Annotated in this window: 2 protein-coding genes; both read left to right on the top strand. The window is 70.6% G+C overall.

All coding sequences use genetic code 11. From position 1 onward, the window contains the following. Positions 1 to 6,525 (top strand): amino acid adenylation domain-containing protein (locus ABZ406_RS30290; RefSeq protein WP_357768887.1); only part of this gene is annotated, 6,525 nt, incomplete at its 5' end. After that, on the top strand, positions 6,525 to 14,247 hold a 7,723-nt coding region (locus ABZ406_RS30295; RefSeq protein WP_357768889.1), incomplete at its 3' end, for an amino acid adenylation domain-containing protein. The genes ABZ406_RS30290 and ABZ406_RS30295, both read left to right, overlap by 1 nt.

The following is a 14,247-nucleotide window of genomic DNA, read 5'->3' on the forward strand; positions in this document are numbered from 1 at the left end:
TACGCCGACATCCTCGGCCTCGACCACGTCGGCGTCGACGACGACTTCTTCGAACTCGGCGGCCACTCGCTGCTGGCCGTACGACTCATCTCCCGAATCCGCGCACTACTCGGCGTCGAGGTGGAAATCCGCGCCCTCTTCGAGACACCGACCGTGGCGGCTCTCGCCGCCACCCTCCCGGACCCGGCGACGAGCACCACCAACCGCCCGACCCTGGCCACCCAACCCCGTCCCGAGCACATTCCACTGTCCTCCGGACAACGCCGCCTCTGGTTCATCGACCAACTCGAAGGACCCAGCGCCCTCTACAACGTCTCGAACACCCTCGACCTGGACGGCCCGGTGGACCCGGAGGTCATCGAGGCGGCACTACGGGACGTCATCACACGACACGAGGCATTGCGCACACTGCTCCCGACAGTTCAGGGGGAACCCGTTCAGCGGATCGTGCCGGCGGACCAGGTCGACTGGCACCTGCGGCGCGAGATGACCACCGGCGACGGTCTCGAGGAGGCGATCGACCGACACCGCGCGTACGCCTTCGACCTGGCCGCCGAACTACCGATCCGGGCCTGGTTGCTCAGCGACGACACCGACCGGCAGGTGCTGCTCGTGGTCATGCACCACACCGCTGCCGACGGCTGGTCGTGGACTCCACTGGCCCGGGACTTCGCCACCGCCTACGCAGCCCGTCGCGCCGGACACGCCCCCGACTGGGCACCGCTGCCCGTCCAGTACGCCGACTACGCCCTCTGGCAGCGCGACCTGCTCGGCGACGAGGACGACCCGGCCAGCCTCCTGGCCCGACAGGTCGGGTACTGGCGCCGGACCCTGGCAGGAGTGCCGGAGGAGCTCAGCCTTCCCTTCGACCGGCCCCGCCCGGCGGTGCTGAGCGACAGCGGTTACTGGCTACCGGTTCAGGTGCCCGCCCCTGTGCACGCGGAACTGGTGCGGCTCGCCCGGGCCGAAGGCGTCACCGTCTTCATGGCACTCCAGGCCGCACTCGCCGTCCTGCTCTCCCGCCTGGGTGCCGGCACCGACGTCCCGATCGGCACGGCGATCGCCGGCCGCAGCGACGAGAAACTCAACGACCTCGTCGGCTTCTTCGTCAACACGCTTGTCATCCGCACCGACCTGTCCGGCGACCCGGATTTCACCGCGGTGCTGCACCGGGTGCGGGAGAGCAGCCTCGCCGCCTTCGCCCACCAGGACGTGCCGTTCGAACGGCTGGTGGAGGACCTGGCACCGACCCGCTCCCTGGCGCGTAACCCGCTGTTCCAGGTGATGCTCACCCTGCAGAGCCAGGACGAGGCAATTCTCGACGCGAGCGGAATCGAGCCCGCCCCGGTCGACGATCAGGCGGTGGAAACGACCGCACGGTTCGACCTCGACTTCAGTCTTCAGGAGACGTTCGACGATGCCGGCAGCCCGCTCGGGATCCGCGGCGCTCTCACCGTCGCCGCCGACTTGTTCGATGTCGCGTCCGCGCGGCTGATGGTGGAGCGGCTCGCCCGCGTGCTCGAACACGTGACCGACGATCCGGCGGTGCGGCTGGGCGCCGTGACCGTCGTGGACGCGGTGGAGCGGCACCGGATGCTCGTGGAATGGAACGACGCGCCGGCCGCACCAGTCGACTCGACCCTGCCGGAACTGTTCAGCGCACAGGTGGCCAGGACCCCGCAGGCACCGGCAGTGACGTCGGGTGGCACGACGGTGACCTATGCCGAGTTGGACGCGCGGGCGGAGCGGCTGGCGCGGGTGTTGGTGACACGGGGGGTACGGCCGGATTCGGTGGTGGGCGTCTGCCTGCCGCGTGACGTGGACCTGGTCGTGGCCCTGCTGGGTGTGTGGAAGGCCGGTGGGGCGTACCTGCCGATCGACCCGGGACACCCGGAGGAGCGGGTGGCCTTCATGGTGGGCGACGCGGCCCCGGTGGCAGTGGTGACCTCACCGGAGACCGAGGGCGTGCTGCCGTTCGGGGTGGCCCGGGTGTCCGTGCACGACCGACCGGTGGACGACGAGCTGACCGACCGGGCGGCGGCGCGGCCGGAGCACGGCGCGTACGTGATGTTCACCTCGGGCTCGACCGGCCGGCCCAAGGGCGTGGTGGTGGAGCACCGCTCGGTGGCGAACCTGGTGAGATGGGCGGCCGACCGGTTCGGCGGTGCGGCGTTCGCCCGGGTGCTGGCCTCGACGTCGCTGAGCTTCGACGTGTCCGTCTTCGAACTGTTCGGCCCACTCGTGTCCGGCGGCAGCGTCGAGGTCGTGGCCGACCTGCTGGCTCTGACCGACCGGCATCGTGCCTGGGACCTCAGCCTGGTCAATGCCGTGCCGTCGGCGCTGACGCAGGTCCTCCAGGCGGGCGTGCGGGCCCGGGTCGGCACCGTGGTGGTGGCCGGTGAGGCGCTGACGACGGCAACAGTGGCGGAGGTGCGGGCAGCCCTGCCGGGTGCGGAGGTGGTCAACCTCTACGGCCCGACCGAGGCGACTGTGTACGCCACGCAGTGCAATGTCGACGGGCCGGCCGAGCGGACCCCGCCGATCGGGCGTCCGATCAGCGGTACGCGGGTCCACGTACTCGACCGGGATCTCGCCCTCGCGCCGGTGGGCGTGGCCGGCGAGCTGTACGTGGCAGGTGTGGGGCTGGCGCGCGGCTATCTGGCGCGGGCGGGGCTGACCGCGGAGCGGTTCGTCGCCAATCCGTTCCAGCCGGGCTCACGGATGTACCGCACCGGCGATCTGGTGCGCTGGAACGCCGACGGCCAGATCGAGTACCTCGGACGTACCGATGATCAGGTGAAGATCCGCGGGTTCCGCATTGAGCTGGGCGAGGTACAGGCCGCACTGGCCGGGTGCCCGGACGTGGGTCAGGCCGCGGTGCTTGCTCGGGAGGACTCGGACGGGGCCAAGCAGCTGGTGGCGTACGTCGTGCCGACGCCCGGCGTCGACCCGGACGGGATGCCGGCGCGGGTACGGGCGTACGCCGCGACGGTCCTGCCGGGGCACATGGTTCCGGCGGCGGTCGTGGTGTTGCCGGCACTTCCGCTGTCGACGACGGGGAAGCTGGACCGAGCCGCGCTGCCGGCACCCGATTTCGCCGCGTCCACGCGCGCCGACCGCCTGCCGGCCAACGCGCGGGAAGAGCTGTTGTGCGCCGGGTACGCCGAGGTGCTCGGGCTCGCGGCGGTCGGCGTGGACGACGACTTCTTCGCCCTCGGAGGCCATTCGCTGCTGGTCGTGCGGCTCGTGGAGTGGCTGCGTCAACGGGGCATGTCGGTGCCGGTGCGGGCGCTGTTCCAGACCCCCACGCCGGCCGGGGTGGCCGCCGCGGGTGCCGGCCGGGATCAGACACGGGTGCCGGCGAACGCCATCCCGGCGAACGCCGAACAGATCACCCCGCAGATGCTGCCACTCGTCGAGCTGACCTCGGAGCAAATCGGCCGGGTGGTGGCCACCGTCGACGGCGGTGCGCCGAATGTGGCGGACATCTACCCGTTGGCTCCTCTGCAGGAGGGGTTGCTGTTCCACCATCTGTTGGCTGAGGGTGGTCGCGACGCGTATGTGCTGCCGACGGTGGTGCGTTTCGCCTCCCGCGATCTGCTCGACCGTTTCCTCGGCGCGCTCGGTCGGGTCGTCGAACGGCACGACATCTTCCGTACGGCGATCGTGTGGGACGGCCTCGACGCGCCGGTACAGGTGGTGTGGCGGCGCGCGCCCCTCCCGGTGGTCGAGGTCGTTGTCACCGACGCCGATCCGGTGCGCGAGTTGTTGGCAGCGGGCGGATCGGCGATGGACCTGCAGCGGGCGCCGCTGATCGAGGTACACACCACGGCAATACCCAATGGTGATGAGTGCCTGGCGTTGGTGCGGGTGCATCACATGGTGCAGGACCACATGGGCCTGGATCTGCTCATCACCGAGGTACGTGCGGTGATGGCCGGCGACGACAGCGCGTTGGCGCCGGTGGTGCCGTTCCGTGAGTTCGTGGCGCAGACCCGCACCGGTATCACCGACGCGGAGCACACCCGGTACTTCACGGAGCTGCTCGGGGACCTGGACGAGCCCACCATCCCGTACGGCGTGCGCGACGTGCACGGCGACGGCGCCGACCAGCAGAGCGCTCGGCAGCAACTGGATCTGGCGGTGACCGCCCGGCTGCGCCACGTCGCTCGCACGCTGAGCACGACTCCCGCGACGTTGTTGCACGTCGCCTGGGCGCGTACCCTCGCGGCCACCTCGGGACGCGACGACGTGGTCTTCGGCACCGTGTTGTTTGGTCGGATGAACGCTGGCGCCGGTGCCGATCGGGCACCGGGCCCGTTCATCAACACGCTGCCGGTCCGGCTGGATACCGGTCGTCACGACGTCCGCGACGCCGTCACCCGCATGCGCGAACAACTCGCCGCCCTCCTCGAACACGAACACGCGTCACTCGCTACCGCGCAACAGACCAGCGCCGTCCCCACCGAAACGCCACTGTTCACCTCGATCCTCAACTACCGACACAACGACAGCCGGGACGACCGGGAGACCGAGGCCGTCGAGGTCGGCGGCGCGGACGACATAGCTGTGGTGTTCTCCCAGGAGAACACCAACTATCCGCTGGCGGTCTCCGTCGACGACGACAGTGACACGCTCCACCTGACGGTGGAGGCGACGACCCCGATCGACGCGCATCTGGTGGCGTCGCTGTTGGCGACGACCACCGAGAACATGGTCGCCGCCCTGGAGGCCGATGGTGCCCTGCCGCTGACCCGAGTCGACGTCCTCGACCAGGGTCAACGCTCACTGGTGCTCTCCGAATGGAATGACACGGCCGTGTCCTACCCGGTCGACGACACAGTGGTGTCGTTGTTCGCTCGGCAGGTCGCCGCGACCCCGGATGCGGTGGCGATCGTGTTCGAGGGTGTGTCGGTGTCGTATCGGGAGTTGGACGTCCGTGCTGGTGCGGTGGCCCGGTATCTGCGGTCGGTGGGGGTGGGTCCGGAGTCCGTGGTGGGTGTGCGGATGGATCGTGGTGTGGATTTGGTGGTGGCGTTGGTGGGTGTGGTGAAGGCCGGTGGTGCGTACCTGCCGATTGATCCGGAGTATCCGCAGCAGCGGGTCGACGTGTTGGTGGCCGATGCGGGTGCCGCGGTCGTGCTGGATTCGGTGACCGGGTTGGACGGCCCGGAGGCGTTGCCGGTCGAGGTGTCGTCGGGTGGTGCGGCGTATGTGTTGTTCACGTCGGGGTCGACGGGTCGGCCGAAGGGTGTGGTGGTGTCGCATGCGGGTGTGGTGAACCGGTTGCGGTGGATGCAGGACCGGTTTGGGTTGGTGTCGGGTGAGCGGGTGGTGCAGAAGACTCCGTTCACGTTTGACGTGTCGGTGTGGGAGTTCTTCTGGCCGTTGATCATCGGCGCGACGGTCGTGGTCGCCCGCCCTGGTGGTCACCGCGACCCGGCCTATCTGGCCGAGCTGATCCGTGAGGAGAACGTGTCGACGGCGCACTTCGTGCCGTCGATGCTCGAAGCGTTCCTTCCGGTGGCGGCCTCGTGCACGGGGTTGTCGAGGGTGGTGTGTTCGGGTGAGGCGCTTCCCGCGACGACGCGGGACAGCCTGTTGGCGGTCCTCCCGGACACGGAGTTGCACAACCTGTACGGGCCGACCGAAGCGTCGGTGGATGTCACCGCCACCCGGTGTGAGGTGGGTGTGCCGGTGACGATCGGGTCGCCGGTCGCCAACACCCGCACCTACGTCCTGGACAACACCCTGCAACCGGTGCCGGTGGGCGCCGCCGGCGAGTTGTATCTGGCCGGCGTGCAACTCGCCCGGGGATACGCGGGCCGGGCCGAATTGACCGCGGAGCGGTTCGTCGCCAACCCGTATGAGCCGGGGGAGCGGCTGTACCGCACCGGTGACCTGGTCCGCTGGACCCCGGGCGGCGACCTCGACTACCTGGGACGTACCGATGATCAGGTGAAGGTTCGCGGTGTGCGGATCGAGCTGGGTGAGGTGCAGGCCGCCGTGGCCACGCACCCGGACGTGACCCAGGCCGCGGTGATCGTGCGCGATGATCGGCTCGTCGCGTACGTCGTTGGTGACGCCGATCCCGTCGAGGTCCGTGAGCACGTCGCTCGTCAGCTTCCCGGCTCGTTCGTACCGGCCGCGGTAGTGGTACTGGACGAGATGCCGCTGACCAGCAGCGGCAAGCTCGACCGTCGGGCGTTGCCCGCGCCGGACTTCGCCGGGGCGGTCAGCTCCAGCCGGCCTCCGGCAAACCCGCGCGAGCAGGCACTGTGCGACGCCTTCGCACACGTCCTCGGACTCGACCGGGTAGGCGTCGACGACAACTTCTTCACCCTCGGTGGGCATTCGCTGCTGGCGGTACGGCTGATCAGCCGCCTCCGCACCGTGCTCGGCGTCGAACTCGGCCTTCGGGACCTGTTCGATGCGCCCACAGTGGCTCAACTCGCCCTGCGCGTTCCCGCCGAGCAGTCCAGCCGGCCGGCACTGCGGCCGATGCGCGACCGGAAGGGCTCCTGATGATCCCGTTGTCGTTCGCGCAGCGCCGGCTGTGGTTCATCGCCCAACTGGACGAAGCCGACACCACGTACACCCTGCCGATCGCGATGAGCCTCTCCGGCGGTGTGGACATCGCGGCACTCCGGGCAGCCCTGCACGACGTGCTGGCCCGCCACGAGGTGCTGCGCACGGTCTTCCCGACCACGGACGGGGAGCCGTACCAGCACGTCCTCGACGACGCCGAGCTGAACTGGGACCTGGAGGTGGCGGACGTCGCACCCGACCACCTCGACGATGCGGTAACGGCAGCCGCCGCGCGCACCTTCGACCTCGCCACCGACGTGCCCATCAGTGCCACACTGCTGCGTGCGGGCCCGACCGAGGCGGTCCTGGTGGTGGTCCTGCACCACATCGCCGCCGACGGTTGGTCGATGGCCCCGTTCGGCCGCGATGTCTCCGCCGCCTACGCGGCCCGGTGCGACGGCCGCGCCCCCGACTGGGCGCCGCTGCCCGTGCAGTACGCCGACTACGCGCTCTGGCAACGGGAGTTGCTCGGCGCCGAGTCCGACCCGGACAGCGTGCTGACCCGACAGCTCGACTACTGGCGGGCCGCCCTCGACGGCATTCCGCAGGAACTCGCCCTGCCGGCCGACCACCAGCGTCCGGTGCAGGCCACCTACCAGGGACATACCGTTCCGCTGCGGGTACCAGCCGACGTGCACGCCCGGATCGTGGCGGTGGCCCAGGCCGAGGGCGTGACGGTCTTCATGCTGTTGCAGGCGGCCCTGGCGGCGTTGCTGTCGAAGCTCGGAGCGGGTTTGGACGTACCCATCGGTGTTGCGGTGGCAGGGCGGACCGACGAGGCGCTGGACGACCTGATCGGCTTCTTCGTCAACACGCTGGTGCTGCGCACCGACCTGTCCGGTGATCCGACCGTGGCCGAGTTGTTGACCCGGGTGCGGGAGACCGGTCTGTCCGCGTTCGAGCACCAGGACGTGCCGTTCGAGCGGCTGGTGGAGGAGCTGGCACCGGTCCGGTCGATGGCCCGACACCCGCTCTTCCAGGTGATGCTGACGGTCCAGAACAACGCCGCCGCCGACGTCACGATGTCCGGTGTCGCCACCGGCCGCGTCGAGGCCGGCGGGGACTCGGCGAAGTTCGACCTCGACGTCGACCTGGCCGAGACCTTCGACTCGACGGGCAGGCCGGCCGGTTTGCACGGGGCGGTCGTCGGCACCGCGGACCTGTTCGAGCGGGCCAGCGTCGAACGGCTGGTCACCTGGTACGTCGGACTGCTGGACGTCCTCGTCGCCGACATCGGCCGCCGGTTGAGCACGATCGACCTGCTCGACGAGGCCGAGCGTCAGCGGGTACTCGTGGAGTGGAACCCGCCGTCGGTGACCGCGTCGGAGGCGAGCGTCGCCGAGCTGTTCGCGGCCCAGGCGGCGCGGACGCCGGACGCGGTCGCGGTGGTCACCGACGGGAAAGCCCTGACGTACGCGGAACTGGACGCGCGCGCGGGTCGGCTGGCTCGGCTGCTGACCGGTCGCCGCGTCGGTCCGGAGTCACTGGTCGGGCTGGTGTTCGACCGGGGGCCGGAACTGCTGGTGGCGATGCTGGCAGTGGTGCGCGCCGGTGGGGCCTACGTGCCGATCGATCCGCGGTATCCGGTCGACCGGGTGACGTACACGATCGAGGACGCCGCCCCCGTGGTGGTGCTGGCCAGCTCGACGACCGTCGGGACGTTGGTCGACTGTGCCGCGCCGGTCGTGGTGGTCGACACCCCGGACGTCGTGGCCGAGCTGGCCTCGCTGACGCCGGCCGACCCGGTGGCGGTGCGGGCGGCCCATCCGCTCTACGTGATCTACACGTCGGGGTCGACGGGCCGGCCGAAGGGCGTGACCGTCACGCACGGCAACGTGGCACAGCTGTTCACCGCCACCGAGGGCCCGTTCAGCGGGTTCGGACCGGACGACGTGTGGAGCTGGTTCCACTCGGCGGCGTTCGACTTCTCGGTGTGGGAGATATGGGGGGCGTTGCTACACGGCGGCCGAGTGGTGGTCGTGCCGTTCGAGGTGTCCCGTGCGCCGGGCGAGTTCGCCGATCTCGTGCGGCGGGAGCGGGTGACGGTGTTGTCGCAGACGCCGTCGAGCTTCTACGAGGTGATGGACCTGCTCGACGCCCCATCCCTACGGGCCGTGGTCTTCGGCGGGGAGGCACTGGACCCGGGCAGGTTGCGTGGATGGTTCACGCGACACGGCTCGGACGCACCCGTGTTGGTGAACATGTACGGGATCACCGAGACCACGGTCCACGTGACGAACCAGACCGTGCAGCCAGACGCCACGACGAGTGTGGTGGGTCGGGCGCTGCCGGGACTACGCGTGCACCTGCTCGACTCCGCGATGCGGCCGGCGCCGCAGGGCGTGACCGCCGAGATGTACGTGGCCGGCGGTCAGTTGGCTCGCGGCTACCTCGGCCGCCCGGGATTGACCGCTGAGCGGTTCGTCGCGTGCCCGTTCGGCCCTCCCGGCGAGCGCATGTACCGCAGCGGTGACCTGGCCAGGTGGAACAGCGATGGCCGGCTGGAATACCTGGGTCGCGCGGACCAACAGGTGAAGATCCGCGGTTTCCGGATCGAGCTGGGCGAGGTCGAGGCGGCGGTGGCCGCGTGCGAGTCGGTGGCGCGGACGGCGGTGATCGTGCGCGAGGACACCCCAGGCGACCTCCGCCTGGTCGCCTACGTGGTTCCCGCGGCCGGAACGGACCGCACCGGCCTGCCCGCGGCCGTACGGCAGGAGGTCGCCCGGCGACTGCCCGGGCACATGGTGCCCGCCACCGTCGCACTGCTGGACGCGTTGCCGCTGACGACGAACGGGAAGTTGGATCGGGAGCGTCTGCCCGTGCCGCAGCAGGTGGCGGTGGTGGGGCGGGCGCCGGGGAACCCGCGGGAGGAGGTGGTGTGTGCGGGGTTCGCGGTGTTGTTGGGTGTGGACGCGGTGGGTGTGGATGACGACTTCTTCGCTCTGGGTGGGCATTCGTTGTTGGTGGTGCGGTTGGTGGAGTGGTTGCGTCGGCGGGGGGTCGTGGTTCCGGTTCGGGCGTTCTTCCAAACTCCGACGCCGGCTGGTCTGGCTGCTGCTACCGGTGCCCGGCAGGTGCGGGTGCCGGCGAACCGGATCCCGGCGAACGCCACCCGGATCACCCCGGACATGCTGCCGCTGGTGTCGCTCACCCAACGGCAGATCGACCGGATCGCTGCCGCCGTCGACGGCGGCGCGGCCAACATCGCCGACGTCTACCCCCTCGCCCCGCTCCAGGAAGGGATCTTCTTCCACCACCTGATGGCCGCGGGCGGTGACGACGCCTACGTCCTGCCCACCGTCATCGAGCTGACCGACCGCGCGCTCGTCGATCGCCTCGTCGACACCCTGAACCTCCTTGTCGACAGGCACGACATCTTCCGCACGATGATCCTCTGGGACGGCCTGCCGGAGCCGCTCCAGATCGTCCAGCGACACGCCGCCCTGCGGATCGAGCCGGTGACCCTCTCCGCCGACACCGACGACCCGGTAGCCGACCTGGTCCGAGCCGGGGGGTCACGGATGGACCTGGAGCGGGCGCCGCTGATGGACCTGCGCATCGCCCAGAACCCCGACAACGACCGCTGGCTGGTGCTGCTCCGAGTCCATCACCTTGTTCAGGACCACACCGGCCTCGACATCGTCCTCGACGAGGTACGGACACTGTTCGCCGGCCGGGGCGACGAACTGCCGCCGGCACCACCGTTTCGCGACTTCGTCGCCCAGGCCCGGGCCGGCGTCCCGCAGGAGGAACACGAGCGGTACTTCGCCGCCCTGCTCGGTGACGTCGACGAGCCGACCGTACCGTTCGGAGTGTCGGAGGCCCGCGGTGACGCGCGACCGGCCCGCTGGCGTACCCCGTTCCCACCGGGACTGGCTGCCCGGCTACGCGAGGTCGCCCGGCGACTCGGCGCCAGCCCGGCGACGGTTCTGCACGTCGCCTGGGCGCGGGCGCTCGCCGCCATCGCCGGCCGCGACGACGTCGTGTTCGGCACTGTGCTGTTCGGTCGGATGAACGCCGGCGCCGGCGCCGACCGGGTGCCCGGCCCGTTCATCAACACCCTGCCGGTCCGGGTGCGGATCGGTGACATCGGCGTGCGCGCCGCGGTCGCGGCCATGCGGGACCAACTCGCCGCGCAACTCGAACACGAACACGCCCCACTGGCCGTGGCGCAGCGAGTCAGCGGCGTTCCCGCCGACTCCCCGCTGTTCACGTCCATCCTCAACTACCGCCGGAACACCGCCGCCTCCGGCCCCACCGACGACGACGACGTCGACGGCGTCCAGGTCATCTACACCCACGAGCGCAACAACTACCCGCTCACGGTCTCCATCGACGACGACGGGGACGACGCCAGCGTCTCCGTCGACGCGGTGGAGCCGATCGACGCCGCCGCTCTCGGCCGGCTGATCGTCACCACTGTCGACGGCCTCGTGACCAGGCTTCGGACGGGCCTCGACCGCGACACCGACCCGCCGCTGCGCGCCGTCGAAGTCCTCGACGACGACGAACGGCACCGGGTGCTCGTGAAGTGGAACGACACCGATGCCGACCTCGCCAGCGCCCCGGTACCGGAACTGATCCGCCGACAGGTCGGCCGTACACCGGATGCCGCAGCCGCGACCCACGAGGGCGTCGCACTGTCGTACGCCGAGCTGAACGCCCGGGCCAACCGACTCGCCCGGGTGCTCGTGACCCGCGGCGTCGGGCCGGAGTCGGTGGTCGGGCTCTGCCTTCCCCGCGGGCTCGACATGGTGGCCGCCATCCTCGCGGTCTGGCGGGCCGGTGGCGCGTACCTGCCCATCGACCCGGAGTATCCGGGCGAGCGCATCGCCTACCTGATATCCGACGCCCGACCGCAGGTGGTGCTCACCGCGTCGAGCTGCGCCACAGTGCTGCCGCCCGAAGTCGTCCCGGTCATCGTCGACGCGCCGATGCCCGACCACACCGACGTCGCCCTGCCGGCCGCGCCCGCGCCCGCCCAGGCGGCCTACGTCATCTACACCTCCGGATCGACGGGCCGACCCAAGGGTGTGTGCGTGCCACACAGCGGCCTGTCGAACCTCGTGTCCGTGTTTGCGGCACTGCTGCGGGTGCGACCCGGAACCCCGGTCCTCCAGTTCGCCTCGTTCAGCTTCGACGCCTCCGTGCTCGACGTGGCAGTCACCCTCGCCTGCGGTGGCACCCTGGTCATCGCCTCGTCGGCGCAGCGCTCCGAGCCGGAACTGCTGCGCCGGCTGGTCACCGCCAGTGGGGTGCGCTCGGCGAGCGTCGTACCGTCGCTGTTGGCTGTGCTCGACCCGGAGCGGTTCACGAACGTCGAGGCGATGGTGGTCGGCTCCGAGGGCATCGACCCCCGGCTGGCCGCCCGGTGGTCCCGGGACCGGCACCTGGTGCATGCCTACGGTCCGACCGAGGCCACCGTCATCATGGCCGCTGGCCGGATCGACCCGGAGTGCGCCGACGGCCCGGTGCCGTTCGGTGGACCGCTGCCGAACAGCCGGGCGTTCGTCCTGGACGCGTCGCTCGCGCCGGTCCCGGTCGGCGTGCTCGGCGAGCTGTACGTGTCCGGCAGGCAGCTTGCCCGCGGTTACATCGGACGAACCGGGCTGACCGCGGAACGCTTCGTCGCCTGCCCCTTCGGCTCCGGCGAGCGCATGTACCGCACCGGTGACCTGGTGCGGTGGACAGCCGACGGTGAGCTGGTCTTCGCCGGTCGGGTGGACGACCAGGTGAAGATCCGCGGCTTCAGGATCGAGCTGGGCGAGGTGCGGGCCGCGGTGGCCGCGCACCCAGAGGTGGAACAGGCCGTCGTGGTCGTCCGGGAGGACAGCCCGGGAGAGCGGCGTCTGATCGGGTACGTGGTCGCCGCCGCGGGCCTGGACGCCGAGGACGTACGCCGGTTCGTGGCCGGTCGACTGCCGGAGTACATGGTGCCCTCGGCGGTGGTGGTGCTCGACGCGCTGCCGTTGACGCCCAACGGCAAGCTGGACCGGGCGGCGCTGCCGGCGCCGACAACACGCGCCGCTGCCGGCCGGGCCGTGCTGACCCCCCGCGAGGAGTTGCTCTGCGCGGCGTTCGCCGAGGTGCTGGGCCACGACTCGGTGGGCGTCAACGAGGACTTCTTCGCCCTGGGCGGGCACTCGCTGTTGGCGGTGCGACTCGCCAGCCGGGTCCGGGCTGTGCTCGGAATGGAGCTGCCGTTGCGGACGCTGTTCGAGGCGCCCACACCTGCGCGGTTGGCGGCCCGGATGTCGGTGGGTCCGACGCGTCCGGCGGTCGTGGCGATGAACCGTCCGGACCGTGTGCCGTTGTCGGCCGCGCAACGCAGGTTGTGGTTCGTCAACCACCTGGAGGACGCGACCACGGCGTACCACATGCCGTTCGTCCTGCGGCTGGATGGCGTGGACCCCTCGGCGTTGGAGTCGGCGTTGCGCGACGTGCTCGGCCGGCACGAGGCGCTGCGGACCGTGTTCCCGACTGCCGACGGAGAGCCGTACCAGCGGATCATCCCGGCTGAGGAGCTGGAGTGGCGGTTGACGACTGCCGGGACCGACGACCTCGACGGCTCGGTGGCGGCGGCCGTTGCCGAGCCGTTCGACCTGTCGACGGAGGTGCCGATCCGGGCGTGGTTGTTCGACGGCTTGGTGCTGGTGGTGGTGGTCCACCACGTGGCGGCCGACGGGTGGTCGATGACGCCGTTGGCCCGGGATCTGTCCCAGGCCTACGCGGCGCGATCGGCGGGCCGGGCACCGGACTGGTCACCGCTGCCGGTGCAGTACGCCGACTTCGCGTTGTGGCAGCGGGAGTTTCTGGGCGTGGAGGACGACCCGGACAGTGTGCTCGCCCGACAGGCCCGGTTCTGGCGGGACACGCTGGCCGGTATTCCCGAGGAGTTGGCGCTGCCGACGGACCGGCCACGCCCCGCGATCCCGAGTTACCGCGGACATGCGGTCTCGCTGGGGGTGCCGGCTGAGGTCCACGCCGCGATGCTCACCCTGGCCCGTGCCGAGGGCGTGACGGTCGCCATGGTGGTGCAGGCCGCGTTGGCGGTGCTGCTGTCGCGGCTGGGCGCCGGCGTCGACATCCCTATCGGTACGGCGGTGGCCGGCCGCACCGACGAGGCGATCGACGACCTGGTGGGGTTCTTCGTCAACACCTTGGTGTTACGGACCGACGTGGCCGGCGACCCGACCTTCCTGGAGCTGCTGGGTCGGGTGCGGGAGACCAACCTCGCGGCGTACGAACGGCAGGACGTCCCGTTCGAGCGTCTGGTGGAGGAGCTCGCGCAAACCCGTTCCCTGGCACGGCATCCGCTGTTTCAGGTGATGCTCACCGTCCAGAACCAGGACGCGGCGGCACTCGACCTCGTTGACGTCGACGCCACCCGGACCGCGCCGGGGGCCGGGACCGCGAAGTTCGACCTCGAGTTCGGTGTCACCGAGGAGTTCGACACGGACCGGCGACCGGCCGGGCTACGCGGCGAACTGATCGCCGCCGCCGATCTGTTCGATGCGGGTTCGGTCAGTGGGCTCGTGGAGCGGTTCGTGCGGGTGTTGGCGGCGTTGGTTGATGAGCCGGGCGCGCGGGTGAGCGCTGTGGACGTGCTCGACGTGGATGAACGTTGGCAGTTGCTGTCCGGTTGGAATGACACGGCGG

This window comes from Micromonospora sp. NPDC005710, assembly GCF_040630995.1.
GTDB lineage: Bacteria > Actinomycetota > Actinomycetes > Mycobacteriales > Micromonosporaceae > Micromonospora.